The sequence below is a fragment of the Kitasatospora sp. MAP12-44 genome (assembly GCF_029892095.1).
Taxonomy (GTDB): Bacteria; Actinomycetota; Actinomycetes; order Streptomycetales; family Streptomycetaceae; genus Kitasatospora.
The window spans coordinates 4891026-4912809 of sequence record NZ_JARZAE010000004.1 but is presented as its reverse complement, the minus strand read 5'-3'; the positions used below and the strand labels follow the sequence as shown (position 1 = coordinate 4912809).

The window sequence follows — 21784 nt, the reverse complement described above, 5'->3', positions numbered from 1 at the left end:
GTCCACCACGTCCCTCGCAAGGAGAACGGCATGGCTCAGGGAACCGTCAAGTGGTTCAACGCTGAGAAGGGCTTCGGCTTCATCGCCCAGGAGGGCGGCGGCCCCGACGTCTTCGTCCACTACTCCGCCATCAACGCGAACGGTTTCCGCTCGCTGGAGGAGAACCAGGCGGTGACGTTCGACGTCACCCAGGGCCCCAAGGGCCCGCAGGCGGAGAACGTCAGCGTTATCTGATCATCCTCCGATGACCTGATCGCTCAGGACCTCGCCCCGCGCCGGGTCCCTCGACGGTCCAGCCCAGGGCCGCAGAGCATGACTTGCACGACCAAGGGGGCTCGCCGCGTCATACGACCGGCGAGCCCCCTGCCGTTTGCCCTCCGCGGGCTACCTGGCGCCGACGGCGAGGGCGGCGGCGGCCTGGTCGAGCGGCGGATAGAAGGTCTGCGCCAACCGCTGGTAGCCGTCGTCGTCGGGGTGCAGCCGGTCGTGGAACTCGTCCTCGGTCAGCGCCGGGGCCTGGACGAAGCGCAGGAAGCGCCCGGACCGCGCCTCGATGCCCGGCAGCAGCCCGGCCCAGCGGTTGAACTCCTTGACGCGGTCCTCCAGACCCTCGGTGGTGGGGATCAGCCCCTGCAGCACCACCGCCACCCCCGGCCGGTCGGTGTAGATCCGGTCCACCAGCGTCCGCAGCCGGTCGACGGCGTGCACCTTGTCCGCGCCGCGGTCCAGGTCGTTGATGCCGATGTGCAGCAGCACCACCTGCGGCTGGGCCGCGGCGAGCCAGTCGTCCACGCCCGCGCTGATGTCGTCGATGAAGTAGCCGCTGTGGCCCTCGTTCTCCGGGTTCGGCATGTCCCCGTCGCGCTGCGAGCCCACGAAGGTGACGGTGTAGCGCTTCTGCCCCGCCATCAGCTCACGTAGCGGCTCGCGGTACCCGTTCCCGGTCGAGCTGCCGTCCCCGGCGGTGATCGAGTCACCCAGCGGCATGACGCGCAGTACCGGCGGCGGCGCCGCGGCGTCCGCGACCACCGAGGCGGCCGCCCGGCCGGGAGGCGGGCTGAGGGTGGCAAGCAGCAGGACCGTACCGACCAGCAGGAACCGTTTCATCACGGCCAGAACTCCCGTCATCCGGTGGGAATGACGATGACTACCCACCGATGGCCGAACATGTGTCGGTTTACCGCACTATCAACCGATCGGCTCCGAGATTGACCAACGATCGGTTATACGTATAACTTCAGGGTATCCACTTTGCTCACCCCTGCTGCCCGGGAGACCCCCGTGGGCTACCTCGCCCTGCTCCGCGCCCCGAACGTCACCCGGCTGCTCTTCGGCACCCTGCTCGGCCGCCTGCCGGCCGGGATGACCGCGCTGGTCATCGCGCTGGCCCTGCGCGCGGCCGGCGCGCCGTACAGCAGGATCGGCCTGGCCACCGCCGCCTACGCGATCGCCGCCGCGATCGGCGGCCCGGTGCTCGGCCGGATCGTCGACCGCACCGGCCAGCCCAAGGTGCTGCTCTGCTCCGCCGTGGTGGCCGGCCTCGGCTACGCGCTGCTCGCGCTGTCCCCCGGCAGCGCGCTCGGCGCCCCGCTCGGCGCCGCGATCGCCGGGCTCGCGATGCCCCCGCTCGAACCCTGCCTGCGCGCGCTGTGGCCGGTCGTCGTCGAGGAGGAGCAGCTCGACACCGCCTATGCCTTCGACTCGGCCTCCCAGCAGATCCTCTACGTCGCCGGACCGCTCGCGGTGGCCGGCATCGCCGCCTGGCTCAGCCCGGTCGCCGCGCTCTGGACGGCCGCCGGACTCGGCCTGCTGGGCGCCCTGGTGGTGGCCACCGCCGCACCGGCCCGCGCCTGGCAGGCGCCGCCGCGCGAGCACGGCGCCGGCCTGCTCGGGCCGCTGCGCTCCCCCGGACTGGTGCTGCTGCTGGTCGGCCTGGCCGGCGCGGGCTGGACGGTCGGCGCGCAGAACGTCCTCTTCATCGCCTACGCCGAGCGCCACCATGGCCAACTCCCCGGCGGCGCGGGCCTGCTGCTCGCCCTGGCGGCGCTCGGCGGGCTGCTCGGCGCGCTCGGCTACGGCGCCGTCCAGTGGCGCAGCAGCACGGCCACCCGCACCTGGGTGATCGCGCTGGCGATGGCCGCCAGCTACCTGCCGCTGCTGCTGCTCCCCTCCGCCGGGCCGATGGCCGCGCTGGCGCTGCTCTCCGGGATCGGTCTCGCACCGCTGCTGGCGGCCGCGTTCGTGCTGGTCGGCGAGCTGGCGCCGACCGGGACGGTCACCGAGGCGTTCGCCTGGCTGGTCACCCTCTTCGCCACCGGCAACGCGCTGGGCTACGCCGTCTCCGGCTCGCTGGTGGCCGACTCGCTGACGGCGGTGGCCTGGTGCGCGGTCGGCGGGATCTCGCTGGGCGGCCTGCTGCTGTTCGGCGCCCGGCGCTGGTTCGGGCACGCCCCGGCCGGCGCCGAGGCCGAGGCCGCCCCGCTGGTCGCCGCCGGCTGACTCTGACTGCCGAACAGGCAGATCAGGCCGACGTGGTGGAGTTCCTGACCACCAGTGAGGTGGCCAGCGGCTGCACCGGCAGCACCGGCTCCCCGTGCAGCAGCGCCGCCAGCGCCGCGATCCCGGCCTGGCCCAGCCGCTCGCCCGGCAGGTCGACCGTGGTCAGCGGCGGGGTGAGCAGCTCGGCCACCGCGACGTTGTCGATGCCGACCACCGAGACGTCCGCCGGGATCCGCAGCCCGAGCTCGGCCGCCGCCTGGTAGAGGCCCGAGGCCACCACGTCGTCGTCGCAGACCACCGCCCGCGGCCGGTCCGGACGGTCGAGCAGCTCGCGCCCGGCGACCCGGGCGGCGGCCTCGCCGCGGTTCAGGCTGACCCCGAGCTCCAGCACCTCCAGGCCCCGCGCGGCCTCCTCGAAGGCGGCCTGGCGGACCCGGAAGGTGTAGGCGCTGTGGGTCGAGCGCAGCCGGCCGATCCGCCGGTGGCCGAGGCCGACCAGGTGGGCCATCACCGCCCGCATGCCGCCCGCGAGGTCCAGCTCGATGGTGGGGGCGCCGCCGGCCACCGCCGGGTCGGCGTCCAGGAAGACGGCGGGGGTGCCGGGCGGCAGCTCACCGAGCTGGGCGTCGTCCGGGGAGCAGATCAGCAGGCCGTCGAAGCGGCTGGTGGTGGCGGCCTCGGCCAGCGTGGCGGCGCTCCAGCCGGAGCTCACCACCACGGCCAGGTCGTGCCGCGCGGCCTCCTCGTGCACGCCCGCCAGCACCCGGCCGAAGAAGGGGCCCTGCAGGTTCGGCACCGCCAGCAGCGCCATGCCGCTGCGGCCCAGCCGCAGTTGCCGGCCGGCCGCCTGCGGGCGGTAGCCCAGGCCCCGCGCGGCGTCCAGCACCCGCTGGCGGGTCGCCTCGGACACCCGGTGGCCGGCCACCGCGGTGGAGAAGACCAGCGAGACGGTGGCCTGCGAGACGCCGGCCAGCTGCGCCACGTCGCGCCCGGTCGGGCGGCGCGGCTTGACGGCGGGGTCCTGCGGGGTGGGGGGCTGGTTCGCCACAGCCGGGGGGACCGTCGCGCCTACTGGGCCCGCGCGGCGTCGTCGGCCGCGTCCTCCTCGGCGTTCTGCGCCGCGATCCGCTGGCCGGTGCGGGTGCGCAGCCCGGCGACCTTGCCGACGATCTGCTCGGACATCTCGTCGCGCTGCTTGCTCAGCACCACGTAGCTGATCGGGGCCGAGACCAGGCCCGCCAGCAGCACCAGGAAGACGGCCCCGGCCGGACCCGCCACCGGGATGATGCCGAAGTGCCCCAGCAGCGTGGCGAGCAGCAGGCAGGCGAGGAAGATGCTGGCCCGCAGGGAGGTGTAACGGAGCGTGGCGTGGGACTTCGTGCTCACGGAAGGCTTCCTTCTTCACGGGTACGGCGGTAGGGCGGGCGGCGCGGGCGCACGCGCCGGTCTCCCAGTGAAGCATGCCCCGCCTGGCGCCCGAAGCCCCGGGCCGTCAGCGCCGCAGGTCCAGCCAGAAGGTGATGTCGTCGCGCTCGTCCCCGTCCGCCACCCGGATCGCCCCGGGCACCCGGCCCACCTCCTGGTAGCCGCAACGCTGGTAGAACCGCTCCAGGCCCATCCCCCCGCGCGCCGTCAGCCGCAGCCCGGCCAGCCCCCAGTCGAGCGCCACCTGCCGGGCCTGCGCCATCAGCTGGACCCCGTAGCCGTGCCCCTGGAAGTCGGGGTGCACCATGACCCGCTTCAGCAACCGCCAGTGGTCCATCAGCGGGAAGCGCATCGACTCGAAGAAGAGCACTCCGGCCAGCCGTCCGCCTGCCGCCTCCCGGGCGATCAGCAGCCGGTCGGCGTCCGGATCAGCGTCCGGATCTGCACCCGGATCGCCGGCCGGGCCGAGCCCCGCGAACTGCTTCTCGGCGGTGGGCCGGACGTCGTCCTCGGTCACCGGCGGGACGAACCCGACGGAGCCGCCGGCGTTGCTGGCGTCCGTCCACAGCGTGAGGATCTCCGCGCGCAGCTCGGGAGTCGGTTCGGGGTCCAGCACGAAGTGAAGAGTCATCCGGCCATTGTCGATCACGCCGCCGCGGCCACCGCAGACACACCGCCCGGGCGCCCGGGGCGCAGGGCGAGGCAGAGCAGCACCGCGACCACGCAGAGCCCGCCGGCCGAGTACCAGGCGAGGTCGTAGTCGCCGAACTTGTCGCGGGCCAGGCCGGCCAGCGTGGCCACCAGTGCGGCACCGATCTGGTGGAAGGCCAGCACCCAGCCGAAGACGATCGGCGCGTCCTCGCCGAAGTGCCGGCGGCAGAGGGCGACCGTGGGTGGGACAGTGGCGACCCAGTCCAGGCCGTAGAAGATCACAAAGGCCAGGATCGGCGGCTTCAGGGTGCCGGAGAACAGCTGCGGCAGGAAGACCAGCGAGATCCCGCGCAGCGCGTAGTAGACGACCAGCAGTCGGCGCGAGTCGAAGCGGTCGGTGAACCAACCGCTGGCCACCGTGCCGATCACGTCGAAGAACCCGATCAGCGCGAGCAGGCTCGCCGCCGTGGTCTCCGGCAGGCCGTGGTCGTGCGCGGCGGGGATGAAGTGCGTGCCGACCAGCCCGGCGGTGGTCGCCCCGCAGATCGCGAACGAGCCGGCCAGCAGCCAGAACGCGCGGTGCCGGGCGGCCGATCGCAGCACCCGCACGGTGCGGGCCAGCGCGCTGCCGGGCGGACGCACCGGCAGCTCGTCGCCCGCGCGGGCGCCGTACGGCAGCAGCCCGAGGTCGGCCGGCCGCTCGCGCATCAGCAGCAGCACCGGGACGGCGACCACGGTCGCCGAGAGCGAGACCACCACCACCGCGACCTGCCAGCCCTGCGACTGCACCAGCCAGGCCAGCACCGGCATGAAGACCAGGTTCCCCGCCGCGCCGGCCGCCGTCAGCACCCCGGTCACCAGTCCCTGCCGGGCCTGGAACCAGCGCCCGCTGATGGTGCTGGCGAACGCCCCGGCCATGGACCCGCTGCCCAGGCCCACCAGCACGCCCCAGCAGAGGATCAGCTGCCAGCTCTGGGTCATCAGCACGGTCAGACCGGAGCCGATCGAGATGGTCAGCAGCGCGCAGACCGTCACCAGCCGGACGCCGAAACGGTCCATCAGCGCGGCGGCGAACGGCGCGGTCAGCCCGTACAGCACCAGGTTGACCGAGACGGCGCTGCTGATGGTGGCGCGCGACCAGCCGAACTGGCTGTTCCAGGCGTCCATCATCAGGCTGGGCGCGGACCGGAACCCGGCCGAGCCGACCAGCACGACCAGCGCGACGCCGGCCACCACCCAGGCGTAGTGCAGGCGTGGCGGGGGGCGGTCGGGGAGCTGGTCCTGCGCGGCGGGAGCGGTACTCAGTTCGGTCACCCGAACGAGTCTTCCGGCCCGCCGCGCGGCGGACGAGTGGCCTGACTGCCAGCTTCCGCAAGGATCAGGCCAGCAGCGGGTACAGAATGTGGGCATGACGGCACTTCATCGCGTCGCGGTCCTCGCCCTGGACCGGGTGATCGCGTTCGAACTGGGCATCCCCTCAAGGATCTTCGAGACGGCGGTCGGCCCGGACGGCGAGCCGCTCTACCGGGTCGACACCTGCACGGCGGACGGCGGCCCGGTGGCCACCAGCAGCGACTTCCGGATCGCCGTCGAGCACGGCCCCGAACTCCTGGAGCAGGCCGACACGGTGGTGATCCCCGCCGCCCGGGACCTCGGACCGCCCTACCTGGACGGCCGGTTGACGCCCGAGCTGGCCGCGGTGCTGGCCCGGATCCGGCCCGGCGCCCGGGTGGTGTCGATCTGCACCGGCGCCTTCGTGCTGGCCGCGGCCGGCCTGCTGGACGGCCGTCCGGCCACCACCCACTGGCGCTACACCGACCGCTTCGCCCAGCTGTTCCCCCAGGTCCGGCTGGCCCCTGACGTCCTCTACACGGACGACGGGGACGTGCTCACCTCCGGCGGGGTGGCCGCCGGGGTGGACCTCTGCCTGCACCTGGTGCGCCGAGACCACGGCGGCGCGGTGGCCAACCAGGTGGCCAGGGCCTGCATCGTGCCGCCCTGGCGCGAGGGCGGGCAGCGGCAGTACGTGGATCTGCACGTCCCCACGCCGGGCGCGTCGACCGGCAGCACGGCGCCCGCGCGGTCCTGGGCGCTCGACCACCTCGCCGAGCCGCTGGCGCTGCGCGAACTGGCGGAGCGGGCGGGGATGAGCGTGCGGACGTTCACCCGGCGCTTTCGCGAGGAGACCGGCAGCAGCCCGGGCCAGTGGCTGACGGTGCAACGCACGGCGCGGGCCCGGGAGCTGCTGGAGCTGACCGATCTGAGCATCGACCAGGTGGCCCGGCAGTCCGGCTTCGGCACGGCGGCCTCGCTGCGGCTCCAGCTGCGCGGTCGCCTGGACCTCGCGCCGAGCGCCTACCGGCGCACCTTCCGCACCGTCGCGGGCTGAGTCGGTCGGTCTGAGCAGCGGCCACGCCGGAGAAGGACCGGCGTGGCCGCCAGGTACGGGCCCCGACCCGCCCTACGGCACTCCGCACTCGCCAAGGACCCGGCAGCCGACCGGAAGCGACTCCGATCCCCCAGGCCAACCGGTCCCTTGGCGTCCCCTCGCGTCGGAGAACTGCACCCAAGGGTGATCAGCTGCCTACGACACGTCAATGCTTTGTCCGAAATTCGGAATGGTTGCACTCGATTTCGGCCGGACAACGGCTCGGACCGGCCATCGGTGCCGGTGGTTCAGACCGCCAGGGCCGCCCGCTCGCATGCCGCCAGGGCCGCCGGCTCGCCCCGGCCCGACTCGCCGCGGTCCAGCTCGCACCAGACCCGCTTGCCCGAGCCGTCCGGACACCAGCCCCAGCGCTCGCAGAGCAGCTCGACCAGCTCCAGCCCGCGGCCGTTGGTTGCCTCGCCGCCCGCGCACCGCGGCGCCGGCGCGGCGCAGCTGGCGTCCGCGACCTCCACCCGCAGCGGTCCGGGACCGTCCGGCCAGACCAGCCGCAGCACGGCCGGACACCCGGTGTGCACCACGGCGTTGGTCACCAGCTCGGAGACCACCAGCACCAGCGTCTCGGCGAACGCGGCATCCGGATCGATGCCGTGCGCGAGCATCCGGGTCCTGACCCATCGACGGGCGCGGCCGACCTCTGCGGGATCGGCTGTCACCGCCAGCTGTACCTGAAGCACCTGCACCGCTCCACCACCCGCGAGACGATCTACCGGTAGGACTGTCCATGACGTCGGCACGAATACGGCCCAGGATGATCCCCGTGGACCAGCGCAGCAAGTGCTTCGGGCATATTCCAGCGATCGGGGGACAAGCCGGTGCATACTGTCCCGCTCGCCTTGACGAGCTTCGCACGGGCGTCACGAAAGTACCGCTCGGAGCCTGCCGCGCGGCGGCGGCCACGCGACGAACCACCCGTACGACATATGTCCACTGCGCTCGAACAGCCCTCTGTCGTTCTTCGTACGAATCCCCTCCGGTCGCTCGCGCGTCGCTATACCGTGGAGCCATGACCGCCCCCGACTGGGACCAGCAGATGCGCTCCCGGCTGGCCCGAGGTGAGGAGTCCGCCCTCGGTGAGCTGTACGACCAGCTCTCGCCGCTGGTGCACGGCCTGGCCGGCCGGATCCTGGCGGACGAGAGCGCGGCCGCCCAGCTCACCCGCGAGGTTTTCGGCCATCTCTGGGCGCATCCGGAGGAGTTCGACCCGGCCGAGCGCTCGCTGCGCTCCTGGATCGGTGAACTCACCCACCAGCGTGCCGTGCAGCGGCTGCGCAAGTGCTCCCTGGAGCCGGCCGAGATCAGCGACCGGGTGGCCGCCGCCCAGGTGCAGTACGTGGTCGCCGCCCTGCCGCCCACACTGCGGCAGACCATAGAAACCGCCTGGTCGGACGGCCGGACGTATCAGGAGACGGCCCGCCGGCTGGGCATCACCGAGCAGGCCGCCAAGCAGCGGATCCGGCTCGGGTTGCAACTGCTGGCTTCGGAACTGGAGTTCGGGTCGTGATGACGGAGCTGGAGCACGAGGCGCTGCGCGGCCTGCTCGGGGCCTGGGCGCTGCGGGCCTGCCTCGCCGAGGAGTCCAGCGAGCTGGAACGGCACTTCGACGGGTGCCCGGACTGCGCGGAGGAAGGCGCCAGGCTGCGGCACGCCGCCGGTCTGCTCTGCGCCGACGACCCGTTGGACCAGCCGGACGGGCTGCGCCAGCAGGTGCTGGACTTCTGCCTGGCCCAGCGCGCGCCGGAGCTGCCGCTGGCGCCGTGGGTGGGCCCGTACGCGGCCGAGACCGCCAAGCTGGACGCGCTGCTGCGCGACCTGGGCCGCGACGAGTGGCAGGAGGAGGTCGAACTCCCGTGGCACGGCGGGGTGCTGCGGCGCAGTCCAGCCGGGGTGCTGTGCCATCTGGCGGCGGTGGACGGCCTGCTGGCCGTCGCGCTCGACCTGCCCGACCCGGTGGAGCCGCTCGCCCGGGTGCCCGCGCAGAGCCGCGCCGATGCCCGGCCCTGGCAGCACCTGGTCGAGCGCAGCGATCAACTCAGCCGCGACCTGGCCGACTTGGCGCCGGAAGCGATCCGCACCCGGTGGCGCCAGCAGAGCCTGACGATGGTCCGTACCGTGCGGCCCGACACCGAGGCGCTGGTGCGCTACGGCCCGGGCGCCGAACTGCCGGTCCGGGACGCCTTCGTGGACCGGGCCTTCGAGTGCTGGATCCACGGCGAGGACGTCGCCAAGGCGGTCGACTACCCGTACGCGGTGCCGGCGCCGCAGCACCTGCGGCTGATGGTGGATCTGGCCGCCCGGATGCTGCCCACCGTGCTGCTCGGGCTGCGGCCGGCCGCGTACGCCGGCGCGCGGGCCGGGGCAGGGGCAGGGCCGCAGTCGGCGGACCGCCCCGGCCGGCTGCTGCGGCTGGTGATCGAGGGCCCGGCGTCCGGCGAGTGGCTGATCCCGCTGGACGCCGAGCAGCCGCAGGAGCGCGCCCCGGCCGCCGAACCGGTGGCCGAACTGGTGATGGACGGCGTCGAGTTCTGCCAGCTGGCCGCCGCCCACCGCGATCCGGACCGGCTCCCGGTCGGCGAGTACGGCGACCGGGCGGCCATCCGGGAGCTGCTCACGGCGGTGCCGCTGCTCTCCCGCCCTTAGCGAAGCCTGCCCGGACAGGCCCTAGTTGAAGACGACCGTGCGGGTGCCGTTCAGCAGCACCCGGTGCTCGCTGTGCCACTTGACGGCGCGGGCCAGCGCCTGGCACTCCACGTCCCGGCCGAGCGCCACCAGCTGGTTCGGTGTCACGTCGTGGGTCACCCGGGCGACCTCCTGCTCGATGATCGGCCCCTCGTCCAGCGCCGCCGTCACATAGTGCGCGGTGGCACCGATCAGTTTCACGCCCCGGGCGTGCGCCTGGTGGTACGGCCTGGCGCCCTTGAAGCTCGGCAGGAAGGAGTGGTGGATGTTGATCACCCGGCCGGAGAGCGCCTTGCACAGGTCGTCCGAGAGCACCTGCATGTAGCGGGCCAGCACCACCAGTTCCACCCGCTCCGCCTCGACCAGGTCGAGCAGCTGCTTCTCGGCCTGCTCCTTGTTCTCCCGGGTCACCGGCAGGTGCACGAACGGCACCCCGTACGACTCGGTGAGCTCGGCGAAGTCGTCGTGGTTGGAGACCACCGCGGCGATCTCCACCGGCAGCGCCCCGATCCGGGTGCGGAACAGCAGGTCGTTCAGGCAGTGCCCGAACTTGCTGACCATCAGCACCACGCGCATCTTCTCCGCGCTCGGGTGGATCGCCCAGTCCATCCGGAACGAGGCGCCGACGGCCGCGAAGCTGGCCCGCAGCTTGTCGACGCTCACCGGCTGCTCGGCCGAGAAGTGCACCCGCATGAAGAACAGGCCGCTGTCGCTGTCCCGGTCGCCGAACTGCTGGCTGTCGATGATGTTGCAGCCGGTCATGAAGAGGTAGCTGGAGACCGCGTGCACGATCCCCTGCTTGTCCGGGCAGGAGAGGGTCAGCACGTACTGGGTGGGTTCCGCTGCTGCGGTCTGCTGCTCCACGGTTCGGTCCGTTCTCGTTGCGCCGACGACAGGGTGCCCGCAAGCCTTTCACAGGCCGCGCGGGCGTGAGGCCACCTTCAGAGCCTGTCTAGGTGACCTGGGTCAGGATCCGCAGGACCTCGAGGGAGCGCGGCTGGGCGTTCGGGTCGTCGCCGTCGTTGCCGGCGAGCAGGCGGTGCGCCTCGCCGGCCGCGCGGACGGCGTCCGGCCAGTCCGGGTGCGCCAGGTAGGTGGCGGCCGGCGCGTCCGCCCCGACCTCGTGCAGGACGCGCAGCACCCGCAGCACCGCCGCGTCCACCGCGGCGGCCTCGGCCTCGTCGCGGACGACGGTGCCGATGTACTTCTCGGCCGACCAGCGGTCGAGCCAGCTGTCCTCGACCAGTCGGTACACGGCATCGGTCACGTCACCGTAGCCATCCCGGCCGGCCACCCAGTAGTCCTGCTGGAAGACCGGGTCGGCGAGCATGTGCAGGGCGGAGCGCAACCGGGCGCGCCAGCGCCACCAGGGCAGATCGTTGAGCGGCATGCCGCCCATCGTGCTGGAGCGGCGCCCCCTGCGAGAAGGGTTTCCAGCAGACCTGTCCGAGTTTTCTGTGCTGACCGACATGGGAAGCGATCGTACGTTCTCCCGGATCACAGGCTCTACACGCGTCCACACTTCGAGTTCCCGACTGGTTTGCCAACCGTTCTCCTGACCGCCCTCTGGGCTTGCCTCACCCGGTCGAGGCTGAGGCCACCACTGGCCCGCCACAGGGGCCCAGCCCGGCAGGAAAGGCCGAGATGTCGTTCGTTCCGCGCCACCGCCCCCGCCGCCACCGCGGCCGCCTGGCCGCCGCGCTCGGCGGCGCCGCCGTCGCGTTACCGGCGCTGCTGGCCGCCTCCGGCTGCGGCGGCCCGGCCGACGCCGCCGGGCAGGCCGACCTCACGGTGATGACCTGGTCGCCCTCCGCCACCGGCTCGTTCGACCGCCCGGGGATGACCGAGCTGGCCGGTGCGATCGGCCGCGGGATCAACGACCAGGGCGGTCTGGACGGCCACAAGGTCAGGGTGCTGACCTGCAACGAGCACAACACCGCGGACGGCGCGGCCGCCTGCGCGAAGCAGGCCGTGGACGCCGGCGCGGTCGCGGTGGTCGGCTCCTACAGCCAGTTCGGCGAGAACTTCATGCCCGCGCTGGAGAGCGCCGGCATCCCCTACCTCGGCGGCTACGGCCTCTCCGCCCCCGAGTTCACCAGCCCGGTCTCCTACCCGGTGGCCGGCGGCATGCCCGCGCTGATCGCGGGCAGCGGCCGCCAGCTGGCCGCGGCGGGCTGCCGCACCGTCTCGCTGATCCGCCCCGACACCCCGGCCGGCGACAGCCTGGTGGGCGAGCTCGCCAGCGCGCTGAACCCCGCGGGCATCAAGCTGCTGGACGTCCCGGCGCAGGAGAAGTCGACGGACTACACCGCGACCGCGCGCACCGCGATCGGCGGCGACCAGCCGAACAACTGCGTCACCGCCGCGCTGAGCCCGGTGCCGACCCAGAACCTGCTGGACTCCTTCCGCCGGATGCCGCACACCAACACCCGGCTCGCCTCGGTGATCGGCAGCTTCCAGCAGTCGGTGGTGGACTCCACCGGCGGCGACAGCGGCCCGCTGGGCGGCGCGTACGCGACCGGCTGGTACCCGCCGGAGACGTCCAAGACCTGGGACCCGCTGCGCGCCACCGTGCTGAAGTACGCCGCCGGGCAGGCCGAGATCGACGTCTCGGACCCGGGCGTGCAGACCACCTGGGTCGCCTACCAGGTGTTCCAGCAGGCGATCGACAAGCTCCCGGCCGGGCGGCCGATCACGGCCAAGGCGCTGCGCGACGTGCTGGACAGCGGCGAGCAGTTCACCACCGGCGGGGCCACCCCGCCGCTGGCCTGGGGACTCACCAACATGCTGGCGAGCGCGGACTCGCCGCGACTGGTGAACACCTCGGTCACCTTCCAGCTGGTGCAGGGCGGGCGGCTGGTGGAGCAGCAGCCGGGCTTCGTGGACGTCCGCTGGGTGCTGACCGGCGGCACGCCCCCGGCCGGCGCCTAGCACCCCACGCGGAAGGGGCGCGCCGCGGAGGTTCCCGCGCCGCGCCCCTTAGACCGACCGTTCAGAGCTGGGTGTCGCCGAACGACTGCAGGCCGCCCTGGGTCGCTATCGCGTTCCAGATCTGCGACGCCTGCTTCTTCGCGGTGCTCGCCGTGCCGCTGGCCTGGTCGCCCGCGTTCTTGTGCGCGTTGTCCTGCGGCTTGGTCGGGTCGCAGGAGGCCACCAGGTCGCCGGCCCAGGCGGCGTACGCGTCATCGGCGCTCGCCGAGGCCTGCCAGGCCTGGTTCAGCTGGTCCACCAGCGACTGGCCGGTCGCCAGCTTGTCCACCTTGAGGGTGGCCAGACTGGTCAGCAACTGCCTGCGCTGCGCGGCCGCCTGAGTGAGCGCCGTCTGATCGTCCGGCAGCTTGTCGCACTTCTGGATCGAGGCGACCGCACCGATCACCGCCTGGCGGCTGGCGTTCGCCGTGCCGAGCAGCTTGGAGAGCGCCGCGGCCTGGCTCTGCGCGTCGGGGCTCAGCGCGCCGGAGCCGGTGGAGTTGGTCGACGGGCTGGAGGCCTTCGGGGAGCTGCTGGCGGCGGTCTTCTGGGTGTTCGGGGCGGGGCTGGAGCCGCTGAGCACGCCGACCAGGATGCCGCCGACCGCGCAGGCCGCCACCACTCCGCCGATGATCATCTTGCGCGAGGGGCGCCCCTGGGCGGGGGCCCCGCCGGAGATCCGGCCGAGCCGGGTGGTCTGGTCGACGGGGGGCTGCTGGCCGCCGAAGGACTGCTGACCGCCGTAGGAGGGCTGCGCGGGCGGCTGGGGCTGGCCGTAGGGGGGCTGCTGGCCGTAGGACTGCTGGCCACCGAAGGACTGCTGCCCCCCGAAAGACTGGCCGCCGAAGCTCTGCTGGCCCCCGTAGGACGGCTGCGGCGGCTCGCCATACGGCTGCTCACCGTACGCCTGCTGCTGCTCGCCGTACGGCGCCGCCGGCCCGCCCGTACCGGGGTCGCTGGTCGGGTAGGGCGGCAGGAACTGGGTCTCCGGCGCGGGGGCAGCGGCGGCACCGGCCGGCGGCTCCCCCCACGGCGCGCCCGGCGCGGGCTGCGCAGGCTGCCCCCCAGGACCGCCCTGCGGGCCCGGCGCACCGCCGTAGTACTCCGGACCGCCCGAGGGCGGCGGAGTGCCGTACGGCTGCGCGGGCGGGGTCGGCAGGACCGGCCCCGTCTGCACCTGGTGCTCCCCGGCGGTCGGTTCCGGGCGGAACAGATCGTCCAGGTTGAAGTCACCGGAGTTGGGATACGAGCGGCGCTGGCTCAACGCGATTCCTCACCTGTGCACGGCCGCGAGCACACCTGGACAGCCAGGGACCACCGGGCGGCCTTACGCCGCCTGCCCTGTCTCTCCGGTATCCGCACCCGGGCCTTCCTCGGTTCTTCCGCGCGCTCGCTGTAACGGCGGACCACTGCTGCTGGTTTCTTCGGAACGTCCCGCCCACGCTACCGGTTCACCGCTACGGGTGACTACGCGGGCGGGTGATCCCCTTTTGTCGGACCCTGTCGACAACCAGTCAGCGGCGCACCCGTTACGCCGCCTCCGCGTCCGCCCGCTGCTGGAACTCGCGGACCACCCGGTGGTCCCGGTAGGGCTCAAGACGGCGCCGGAACTCGTCCAGGTACTCCACGCCCCGGTTGGAGCGCAGCCCGTTCAGCAGCCGGACCGCCTGCGCGCCGGTCTCGCAGGCCCGCTCGACCTCGCGCTGCTGCAACTGCGCGGTGGCCAGCAGCACCAGGTCCACCGCCCGCCGGCGGACCCGGCTCGCCGGGTGCAGGTCGAGCGCGATCCGGGCCTGCCGCTCCGCCTGCCGGCCCTGTTCGAGGTCCCGGTAGCAGTGCGCCAACTCGTCGGCCAGATAGGCCTCGTCGAAGTGCACGATCCAGTCCGGGTCGTCCTCGGGCTTGCGCCGCTCCATCGCCTCCACGGCCCGCGCCGCGACCAGCTCGCAGGAGCGCGCGTCGCCGAGCAGCGCGTGGCCGCGCGCCTCGGCGGCGTAGAACATCGCCATCGCCGTCGGGGTGGCCACCGAGCGGGCGCCCTCCTGTGCGGCGCGGGCGAGTTGGGCGATCTCGCGCGGGTTGCCCAGGGTGGCCGCCAGGTGGCTCATCGAGGCCGCCAGCACGTATCCGCCGTAGCCGCGGTCGTCGGCGGCCTGGGCGAGGCGCAGCGCCTGGATGTAGTAGCGCTGGGCGAGGCCGGGCTGCCCGGTGTCCACCGCCATGTAGCCGGCCAGCTCGGTCAACCTGGCAACCGCCCCGAACAGTTGACGCCCGGTCTCCTCCCGGTAGCCGCCGCTGAGCAGCCCGGAGACCACGCTGTTCAGGTAGTGCACCACCACCGGCCGGACATGCCCGCTGCCGAACCGGTGGTCCAGGTCGACCAGCATCTCGGTGGTCGCGCGGATCGCCTCGACGTCCGACAGGCCCACCCGCGGGCCGCCGCTGCGGGCCACCACCGGGTCGGGCGGGGTGATCAGCCAGTCCCGGCTGGGTTCGACCAGCGCGGAGGCCGCCACCGTGGCGCCGTTCAGGAAGTCGCGCCGGCTGACGTCGCTGCGCCACAGCTCGCAGACCTGTTCGAGCGCGCCGCTCAGGGTGGCGGCGAACTGGAGGCCGACCCCCGAGGTGAGGTTCTTGCCGTCGGCCATGCCGATCTCGTCGACGGTGACCCCCCGGCCGAGTTTGCGGCCGAGCGCCTCGGCGATCACCGACGGCGCCTGGCCGCGCGGTTGCTGGCCGCGCAGCCAGCGCGCGACCGAGGTCTTGTCATAGCGCAGGTCGAGCCCGTGCTCGGCACCGCAGAGGTTGACCCGGCGGGCGAGTCCCGCATTGGAGCAGCTCGCCTCCTGGATCAGCGACTGCAGACGCTCGTTGGGCTGTCGTGCGACGAGTGGTCTCGCGGCCATGGGCTTCGCCTCCCCAGCGCCCGCCGGCTCCGGCCGCCGGGCGTCGATTCTGCTGCTCTGATGCGACCGCCTGTCGTCCGAAGTCCGATGTCCGGCAGACTCGCGGCGCGCCGACTACCCGGCCAGTGCAGGAACTTGAGGCCAGGTTAGCGATCAACAACACCATCGGGATACCCATGCGGATGACCTGTTCCCCATGCGCGCCCTCAACAATGCCTCGATGCGCCCCTACTGCGCCTACCCGTCCGGCACCGGGCGCACGCCACCCGAACGCCACCAGAACGCAATCCCAACGCCTGGCGCACGCCAGGAAATCCGCCGCCTCCCCGCCACCACACGCCACGGTGGCGCGCCATTGCCCCCCGCGGAGGCCCGGCCCGGCAGCCCCCTCACCGGTTCGGGTGACATTCCGCGCTCCCGGCAGGCCACCCGCCGCCCGCCCGTAACCCGCCCCACGGCCGGTAGTTGAGCAGCACGTGGAAGACACCCCCGGAGCCCCGGCGCAGGACAGTGACGGCAACCCGATCCCCCACCTGCCGACCGAGGCCGTCAGATACGCGGAGGAGCGGCACTGGGAGGTCGTGCCCGGCAGCTGGCTGATCGACGACGACGGCCCGGTGCGCTGCTCGTGCGGCACCCCGCACTGCCCCATGCCCGGCGCGCACCCCACCACCGAGGACTGGCGGCGGCGGGCCAGCGCGGGCCCCGGCGTGGTCCGGCGCTGGTGGACGGAGAACCCCAAGGCGTCGATCCTGCTGCCCACCGGGCGCTCGTTCGACGTGCTGGACGTTCCCGAGGTGGCCGGCTGCCTGGCGCTGGCCCGGATGGAGCGGATGGGCCTGCAGCTGGGCCCGGTTGTCGCCGTGCCGCCGTCCCCCGGCGTGCCCGGGCAGCCCGGCATGTACGGCCCGGCCGGTCGGCGGCTGCTCTTCCTGGTGCTGCCCGGGGTGCTGGCCAAGCTGCCGGACATGCTCCGCAAGCTGGGCTGGGGTCCGGACCGGCTCGACCTGGTGGCCCGCGGCGAGGGCGACTGGATCGTCGCGCCGCCGTCCCGGCTGGGGCCGTTCGGCTTCGCGCAGTGGGCCCGGCCGCCGTCCGAGCTCAACCGCTGGCTGCCGGACACCGCCGAGCTGATCAACCCGCTGGCCTACGCCTGCGGCCGCGACGCCCGCGTCCACCCGGCCGCCCGGCCCGCCCAACCGGCGGCAGCCCGCTGACGCACCGTCATTTGCGCTGAAGGCGGACCTGGCCTCCAGGTCCGCCTTCGGCACACCCGGACGCGGGACTTCCGGTTCGGCCCAACTCACGGATCTACCCGGCGATCAGCCCCGAAAGCCCCTCGTACGAGTGACAGCGCTCAAGGATTGCCATGATCGGCCGAGGGGATTAATTCCTCCGAGAGGGGCTGACGCAAAACCAGACGAAAGGGGCAGCCGGGAGGAGCGGGGGGCAGGGACCGGGGGGGAGCCGGAGGGGACGCCAGGTCGGGGAAGCCGGGCGGGGCACGGAGGGGAGTGGGGGGAAGCGGGGGGAACGGGGGGACGGGGTGGGAACAGCGGGGCCCGGCACGCGGGGACGTGCCGGGCCCCGCTGCCATGCCCTCGGTTCACCTGCTCAGCACTGCGCGACGAACACATGCACCGCGATCTCCTTGCCCAGCTCCGCCGCGCTCTCGCCGCTGCCCACCAGCACACCGCCGACGGCCGCGGAGACCCGGACCGTCGCCCCGGGGCGGATCCCGGCCCGACGCAGCCTGCGCATCAGCGCCTCGTCCGTCTGGATCGGCTCGCCGATCCGGCGCACCACCACATCGGAACCCTCGCCGGCGGGCCGCAGCGCGTCCAGCGTGACCAGCGCGGAGTCAAAGCCCTCGCCCTCGGCCTTGGTGTCGCCGAGCTCGTCGAGACCGGGGATCGGGTTGCCGTACGGCGACTGAGTGGGGTGCCCCAGCATGGCCAGCACCTTGCGCTCCACCGTCTCGCTCATCACGTGCTCCCAGCGGCAGGCCTCCTCGTGCACCTGCTCCCACTCGAGCCCGATCACGTCGACGAGCAGGCACTCGGCGATGCGGTGCTTGCGCATCACCCGCACCGCCAGTCGCCGGCCCTCGTCGGTGAGCTCCAGGTGTCGGTCCCCCGCGACCTGGAGCAGGCCGTCACGCTCCATCCGGCCGACGGTCTGGCTGACCGTGGGGCCGCTCTGCTCCAGGCGCTCGGCGATCCGGGCGCGCATCGGATTGATGCCCTCTTCCTCCAGCTCCAGAATGGTGCGAAGGTACATCTCGGTCGTATCGATCAGCCCAGACATCGCCGCTGGCTCCGTTCCTCGGTGTTCCTCACCGCAATTCTGACCTACCGCACTGACAACCGACGCCGCGCGGGCTTGTTCCCGGGCCGTTTTGTCCCTGTTGACAGCACGGTGGTCCAGGCCTCACGGTGCTCGCCGTAGCTTTCTCCACTGGCGGTAGGGAAATTCTTCATGAGCGACCTCGTCGGGCAGTACTTCGACGCCGCGGTGGCCCACCTTCAGCGCGTTCGCGCCGAGGAGGCCGGGAACATCGAGCGGGCCGCGCTGCTGCTGGCCGACGCGATCGCCGACGAGCGGCGGGTGTTCGCGTTCGGCGCCGGGCACTCCTCGCTGGCCGCCCAGGACGTGGTGTACCGGGCCGGCGGACTGGTCCCGTTCAACCTGCTGAACGTCCCCGGGATGACCGGCGTCAATGTGATGCCCGCTCCGCTCGGCAGCGCCCTGGAGCGGGTGTCGGGCCTGGCCACCGCGACCCTGGACCTCACCCCGGCCCGCGCCGGCGACCTGCTCTTCCTGATCTCGCTCTCCGGGCGCCAGACCATGCCGGTCGAGCTCGCCGCGCACGCCCGGGCCCGCGGCCTGCGGGTGGTCGGCGTCACCTCGCTCGCCTACCCCGGCCAGGTCACCTCCCAGCACGCGTCCGGGACCTTCCTCAAGGACCACTGCGACGTGGTCCTCGACAGCAAGATCGCGGTCGGCGACGGCGAGCTGACCCACCCGGGGGCCGAGACCACCTTCGGGTCGGTCTCCACCATCGTGACCAGCGCGTTGATGCAGGCCGTGGTCGCCTCGGCGGTCGGCCGGCTCGCCGAGCGGGGCATCACCCCGCCGCTCTTCCGGTCCGGGAACGTCGACGGCGGCACCGACTGGAACGCCAAGCTGATGGCCGAGAACGCCGACCGGATCTTCTACACCTTCTGAACGGAAGGGTTCTGACGCCGGGTCAAACGGCGCGTACCAGACCTGTGCGCGGGGCGGTGAAGCGCTCATACTGGCCGGGCGCCAGGCGTACCCGCCCTCCCCCGAGGGCAGTAGGTCTGCGTCGGGACACACCAGCGCAACGGGGGGACCGGATGGCAGCCGGCGCACGATCCACGGGCTTCGTCCGCGAGTCCGAGCTGCTGCCCGGGGTTTTCCGGGCCGCCGACTCCGCCTCCCTCCAGGGCCAGCGACGCTCCATCGGACTGGCCCGCTGGGAGCTGATCCTGCTCACCGCGGCCGCGGCGGCCGGCTCGGCCGACGGCCGCCCGTACGCCTGGACGGCCGCGGTGGCCTATCTGGCCACCGTCGTGCTGGCCATGGTGGTCATCCGGCAGAACCCGCAGGGCCTCTGGTACGAGGGGCGGGCCGCCGCCGAGTCGGTGAAGACGCTGGCCTGGAAGTTCGCCGTACGGGCCGACGCCTATCAGCCACCGCCGACCAGCCTGCCGGACGCCGAGGGCCTCTACGAGCTCCAACTCCACGGCATCCTCCGCGGGTTCCAGCACAGCCGGGCCGTGCCGGAGGACGCCGCCGAGCAGGCCGAGGTCACCCCGGCGATGCGCCGGCTGCGCGACCAGCCGCTCGCCGTGCGCCGCGACGTCTACCTGCGCGAGCGCGTCCAGGTCCAACACGACTGGTACCAGGCCAAGGCGCGGTACTGCGACAACGCCGGCCGGCTCACCGGCCTGCTCGGCATCGCGCTGCCACTGCTCGGCCTGGTGCTCGCGGTGCTGCGCGCGCTCGGCTGGTTCGGTTACGACGCACTGGGGACGGTCTCGGCGGTCGCCGCCTCGGTCACCGCCTGGGCGCAGCTGCGCCAGTACCGGCCACTGGCCGTCGCCTACCGGCTGGCTGCCGACGAACTGGAGCTGGTCAGAGCCCAGTTGACCCAGCTCGACGTGGCCGGCGAGGACGCCGAGGAGATCTGGGCCCGGCTGGCCCGGGACGCCGAGGACGCCGTCTCGCGCGAGCACACCACCTGGCAGGCCCGCCGCGAGGTCCGCGGCCACGACCACTGATCCGCCCCCTTCCCCACCCACCTCTGGAGGTCCCCGGCGTGCTGCCACGACTGGTCAAGACCGCCGACCATCGAACCCTGGCGGTGCAGACCTTCGGAGACCCGGCCGGCAAGCCGGTCTTCCTGCTGCACGGCACCCCCGGCAGCCGGGTCGGCCCGATCCCGCGCAGCACCGTGCTCTACCACCTCGGCGTGCACCTGATCTCCTTCGACCGCCCCGGCTACGGCAGCTCCGACCGGCTGCGCGGCCGCCAGGTCGCCTCGGCGGCGGTCGACGTGCAGGCGATCGCCGACGAGCTCGGGCTCACCCGGTTCGCCGTGGTGGGCCGCTCCGGCGGCGGCCCGCACGCGCTCGCCTGCGGGGCGCTGCTGCCCGGCCGGGTGCACCGGGTGGCGGCGCTGGTCAGCCTGGCTCCCTGGGACGCCGAAGGCCTGGACTGGTACGCCGGGATGACGCCCTCCAACATCCGCTACTACCGCGCCGCCGAGCGCGACCACCAGCGGATCGCCGCCACCATGCAGCAGCGGGCCCGCCGGATCCGCGACGACCCGGCCACCCTGATCGCCGGCCTGCGCAGCGAACTCTCGGGCGTCGACCGGCAGGTGGTCTCCGACGCCGGGATCCGCCGGATGCTGCAGAGCAACTACCGTGAGGCGTTCCGGCAGAACGCCGACGGCTGGATCGACGACGTGCTCGCCTTCACCACCGACTGGGGCTTCAAGGCGCAGGACATCACCGCCGCCACCTGGCTCTGGCACGGCGCCGACGACATGTTCTCCCCCGTCGACCACTCCCGCTGGCTGGCCGCCCACATCCCCGACGCCACCCTCTTCCTGGAGCCCGGCGCCGCCCACTTCAGCTCGTTCCGGGTGCTGACCGCCGCCCTGAAGTGGGCGGCCGGGTAGCTGCTGCTCAGACCGACCGGTCTCAGACGCTGCGCGAGGAGCGGCGCGCCGCCACCTCCAGCAGGTGGCGCGCGGACTCGCACAGCTCCAGGCGGCTGGGCCAGATCGCCCGCAGCTGGCGGGCGAGGGGCAGGTCGTCGGCGACCGGGATCTCCACGAGTCGTCCGGCGGCGAGATCGTCGACCACGGCGAGTTCGGACAGCACGGCCGGCGCCGCGCCCTGGGTCGCGGCGCTGCGCAGCGGGCCGGTCGAGCCGAGTTCGAGGAGCGGCACGGAGGGACCGTGCCAGGGCCGCAGCGCGCGTTCGAGGGTTTCGCGGGTGCCGGAGCCGCTCTCGCGCAGCAGCAGCGGGGTCTCGGCGAGCTCCGCGCCCGTCAGCGGCGTGGAGCGGCGGGTCCAGGGGTGGTCGGGGGCGGTGACGACCACCAGCCGGTCGCGGCCCACCAGGGCCGAGCGGAAGTCGCGGGGGACGAAGGGGCTCTCGGTGAAGCCGATGTCGGCCTCGGCCTGGAGCAGCGCCTCGATGACCTGGTGGCTGTTGGCGACCTTCAGCTCGACGTGGGTGGTGGGGTGGAGCTGGCGCAGGGCGATCAGCCAGCGGGGCAGCAGGTACTCGGCGAGGGTGAGGCTGGCCGCCACCCGGAGGTTTCCCTGCTTCACCTGCAGGGCGGCCAGGCTGTCCGCCAGCGTCTGCGCCTGGGAGAGGACGTCGCGGGCCCAGGCGGCGAACAGCAGACCGGCGGGAGTGAGTTTGGAGCCGGAGGTCGAGCGTTCCAGCAGTCGCAGGCCGAGCTGGCGCTCCAGGGTGGTCATCCGCGCGCTGGCGGTGGGCTGGCTGATGGAGAGTTCCGCGGCGGCCTGGCTGATGCTCCCGGTCTCCTCCACGGCCACCAGCAGTTCGAGGGAGTGCAGGTTGAACGGCCGGATGGCGGAGCGGGTCGCGCGGGGTCCGCCGGGGGAAGATGCCATAGGAAAACCCTATGGCATGGCAAAGA

General features: G+C 73.2%; 22 protein-coding genes. 10 read left to right on the top strand and 12 right to left on the bottom strand.

The features are described from left to right. Positions 1-30 precede the first annotated feature (30 nt). Positions 31-234: a cold-shock protein gene (locus tag P3T34_RS22990; RefSeq protein ID WP_280667928.1), complete on the top strand. Its 204-nt coding sequence runs from the start codon at positions 31-33 to the stop codon at positions 232-234. Between the two features lie 150 nt (positions 235-384). On the opposite strand, the gene P3T34_RS22985 is transcribed toward P3T34_RS22990, so the two are convergent. Next, positions 385-1107, bottom strand: a complete 723-nt coding sequence (locus tag P3T34_RS22985; protein ID WP_280667927.1) for an SGNH/GDSL hydrolase family protein — start codon at positions 1105-1107, stop codon at positions 385-387. Between the two features lie 174 nt (positions 1108-1281). Here P3T34_RS22985 and P3T34_RS22980 point away from each other — a divergent pair, with 174 nt between their 5' ends. Further along, positions 1282-2499, top strand: a complete 1218-nt coding sequence (locus tag P3T34_RS22980) for an MFS transporter (RefSeq protein ID WP_280667926.1) — start codon at positions 1282-1284, stop codon at positions 2497-2499. A gap of 22 nt (positions 2500-2521) precedes the next feature. Here P3T34_RS22980 and P3T34_RS22975 read toward each other — a convergent pair whose 3' ends face one another. The 4 genes from P3T34_RS22975 to P3T34_RS22960 all read right to left on the bottom strand — a co-directional run bounded on the left by P3T34_RS22975 (position 2522) and on the right by P3T34_RS22960 (position 5889). Next, positions 2522-3547 carry a LacI family DNA-binding transcriptional regulator gene (locus P3T34_RS22975; protein WP_280667925.1) on the bottom strand — a complete coding sequence of 342 codons (1026 nt, stop codon included), beginning with the start codon at positions 3545-3547 and terminating at the stop codon, positions 2522-2524. 20 nt (positions 3548-3567) lie between these two features. Continuing rightward, a complete protein-coding gene (locus P3T34_RS22970; protein WP_280667924.1) occupies positions 3568-3885 on the bottom strand; it encodes a DUF4229 domain-containing protein in 318 nt (105 codons plus the stop codon). Between the two features lie 106 nt (positions 3886-3991). Continuing rightward, positions 3992-4555, bottom strand: a complete 564-nt coding sequence (locus P3T34_RS22965; protein ID WP_280667923.1) for a GNAT family N-acetyltransferase — start codon at positions 4553-4555, stop codon at positions 3992-3994. 14 nt (positions 4556-4569) lie between these two features. After that, positions 4570-5889 (bottom strand): MFS transporter, encoded by a 1320-nt coding sequence (locus P3T34_RS22960; protein WP_280667922.1) that lies wholly within the window; start codon positions 5887-5889, stop codon positions 4570-4572. A 94-nt stretch (positions 5890-5983) separates the two neighbouring features. On the opposite strand from P3T34_RS22960, the gene P3T34_RS22955 reads away from it, so the two are divergent. After that, entirely contained in the window at positions 5984-6964 is a 981-nt protein-coding gene (locus tag P3T34_RS22955; RefSeq protein ID WP_280667921.1) for a helix-turn-helix domain-containing protein, read from the top strand. 287 nt (positions 6965-7251) lie between these two features. Here P3T34_RS22955 and P3T34_RS22950 read toward each other — a convergent pair whose 3' ends face one another. After that, positions 7252-7704 (bottom strand): ATP-binding protein, encoded by a 453-nt coding sequence (locus P3T34_RS22950; protein WP_280667920.1) that lies wholly within the window; start codon positions 7702-7704, stop codon positions 7252-7254. A 323-nt stretch (positions 7705-8027) separates the two neighbouring features. Here P3T34_RS22950 and P3T34_RS22945 point away from each other — a divergent pair, with 323 nt between their 5' ends. After that, the gene (locus tag P3T34_RS22945; RefSeq protein ID WP_280667919.1) at positions 8028-8525 is read left to right on the top strand and encodes a sigma-70 family RNA polymerase sigma factor; all 498 of its coding nucleotides are present in this window, start codon (positions 8028-8030) and stop codon (positions 8523-8525) included. Further along, positions 8525-9661: a maleylpyruvate isomerase N-terminal domain-containing protein gene (locus tag P3T34_RS22940; protein WP_280667918.1), complete on the top strand. Its 1137-nt coding sequence runs from the start codon at positions 8525-8527 to the stop codon at positions 9659-9661. Before P3T34_RS22945 ends, P3T34_RS22940 begins: the two co-directional genes overlap by 1 nt. Before the next feature lie 21 nt (positions 9662-9682). On the opposite strand, the gene purU is transcribed toward P3T34_RS22940, so the two are convergent. Next, on the bottom strand, positions 9683-10564 hold the full coding sequence (purU, locus tag P3T34_RS22935; RefSeq protein WP_280667917.1) for a formyltetrahydrofolate deformylase: 882 nt from the start codon (positions 10562-10564) through the stop codon (positions 9683-9685). An 88-nt stretch (positions 10565-10652) separates the two neighbouring features. Then, positions 10653-11171 carry a hypothetical protein gene (locus tag P3T34_RS22930; protein ID WP_280667916.1) on the bottom strand — a complete coding sequence of 173 codons (519 nt, stop codon included), beginning with the start codon at positions 11169-11171 and terminating at the stop codon, positions 10653-10655. 173 nt (positions 11172-11344) lie between these two features. Between P3T34_RS22930 and P3T34_RS22925 the strand changes: the two genes are divergently transcribed. After that, positions 11345-12631 carry an ABC transporter substrate-binding protein gene (locus tag P3T34_RS22925; protein ID WP_280667915.1) on the top strand — a complete coding sequence of 429 codons (1287 nt, stop codon included), beginning with the start codon at positions 11345-11347 and terminating at the stop codon, positions 12629-12631. A 61-nt stretch (positions 12632-12692) separates the two neighbouring features. On the opposite strand, the gene P3T34_RS22920 is transcribed toward P3T34_RS22925, so the two are convergent. After that, on the bottom strand, positions 12693-13934 hold the full coding sequence (locus tag P3T34_RS22920; protein ID WP_280667914.1) for a hypothetical protein: 1242 nt from the start codon (positions 13932-13934) through the stop codon (positions 12693-12695). Between the two features lie 265 nt (positions 13935-14199). Continuing rightward, on the bottom strand, positions 14200-15576 hold the full coding sequence (locus P3T34_RS22915) for a transcriptional regulator (protein ID WP_280667913.1): 1377 nt from the start codon (positions 15574-15576) through the stop codon (positions 14200-14202). A gap of 524 nt (positions 15577-16100) precedes the next feature. Here P3T34_RS22915 and P3T34_RS22910 point away from each other — a divergent pair. After that, positions 16101-16793, top strand: a complete 693-nt coding sequence (locus P3T34_RS22910; RefSeq protein WP_280672309.1) for a bifunctional DNA primase/polymerase — start codon at positions 16101-16103, stop codon at positions 16791-16793. Positions 16794-17190: 397 nt separating this feature from the next. Here P3T34_RS22910 and P3T34_RS22905 read toward each other — a convergent pair whose 3' ends face one another. Continuing rightward, positions 17191-17883, bottom strand: coding sequence for a metal-dependent transcriptional regulator (locus tag P3T34_RS22905; RefSeq protein WP_280667912.1), 693 nt, complete (start codon positions 17881-17883; stop codon positions 17191-17193). A 171-nt stretch (positions 17884-18054) separates the two neighbouring features. Between P3T34_RS22905 and P3T34_RS22900 the strand changes: the two genes are divergently transcribed. The 3 genes from P3T34_RS22900 to P3T34_RS22890 all read left to right on the top strand — a co-directional run bounded on the left by P3T34_RS22900 (position 18055) and on the right by P3T34_RS22890 (position 20788). Then, on the top strand, positions 18055-18804 hold the full coding sequence (locus P3T34_RS22900; protein ID WP_280667911.1) for an SIS domain-containing protein: 750 nt from the start codon (positions 18055-18057) through the stop codon (positions 18802-18804). Between the two features lie 152 nt (positions 18805-18956). Then, on the top strand, positions 18957-19883 hold the full coding sequence (locus P3T34_RS22895) for a DUF4231 domain-containing protein (RefSeq protein ID WP_280667910.1): 927 nt from the start codon (positions 18957-18959) through the stop codon (positions 19881-19883). Between the two features lie 41 nt (positions 19884-19924). Continuing rightward, complete coding sequence (locus P3T34_RS22890) at positions 19925-20788, top strand: alpha/beta fold hydrolase (protein WP_280672306.1); 864 nt, start codon at positions 19925-19927, stop codon at positions 20786-20788. Between the two features lie 22 nt (positions 20789-20810). Here the strand turns inward: P3T34_RS22890 and P3T34_RS22885 are convergent, their stop codons facing one another. After that, entirely contained in the window at positions 20811-21758 is a 948-nt protein-coding gene (locus tag P3T34_RS22885) for a LysR substrate-binding domain-containing protein (RefSeq protein ID WP_280667909.1), read from the bottom strand. Positions 21759-21784 lie beyond the last annotated feature (26 nt).

Coding starts and splice junctions, on each gene's coding strand:
- P3T34_RS22945 (WP_280667919.1), top strand. CDS start 8,028: ATGACCGCCCCCGACTGGGACCAGCAGATGCGCTCCCGGCTGGCCCGA.
- P3T34_RS22990 (WP_280667928.1), top strand. CDS start 31: ATGGCTCAGGGAACCGTCAAGTGGTTCAACGCTGAGAAGGGCTTCGGC.
- P3T34_RS22930 (WP_280667916.1), bottom strand. CDS start 11,171: ATGTCGGTCAGCACAGAAAACTCGGACAGGTCTGCTGGAAACCCTTCT.
- P3T34_RS22985 (WP_280667927.1), bottom strand. CDS start 1,107: ATGAAACGGTTCCTGCTGGTCGGTACGGTCCTGCTGCTTGCCACCCTC.
- P3T34_RS22905 (WP_280667912.1), bottom strand. CDS start 17,883: ATGTCTGGGCTGATCGATACGACCGAGATGTACCTTCGCACCATTCTG.
- P3T34_RS22940 (WP_280667918.1), top strand. CDS start 8,525: ATGACGGAGCTGGAGCACGAGGCGCTGCGCGGCCTGCTCGGGGCCTGG.
- P3T34_RS22895 (WP_280667910.1), top strand. CDS start 18,957: ATGGCAGCCGGCGCACGATCCACGGGCTTCGTCCGCGAGTCCGAGCTG.
- P3T34_RS22900 (WP_280667911.1), top strand. CDS start 18,055: ATGAGCGACCTCGTCGGGCAGTACTTCGACGCCGCGGTGGCCCACCTT.
- P3T34_RS22885 (WP_280667909.1), bottom strand. CDS start 21,758: ATGGCATCTTCCCCCGGCGGACCCCGCGCGACCCGCTCCGCCATCCGG.
- P3T34_RS22915 (WP_280667913.1), bottom strand. CDS start 15,576: ATGGCCGCGAGACCACTCGTCGCACGACAGCCCAACGAGCGTCTGCAG.
- P3T34_RS22965 (WP_280667923.1), bottom strand. CDS start 4,555: ATGACTCTTCACTTCGTGCTGGACCCCGAACCGACTCCCGAGCTGCGC.
- P3T34_RS22925 (WP_280667915.1), top strand. CDS start 11,345: ATGTCGTTCGTTCCGCGCCACCGCCCCCGCCGCCACCGCGGCCGCCTG.
- P3T34_RS22955 (WP_280667921.1), top strand. CDS start 5,984: ATGACGGCACTTCATCGCGTCGCGGTCCTCGCCCTGGACCGGGTGATC.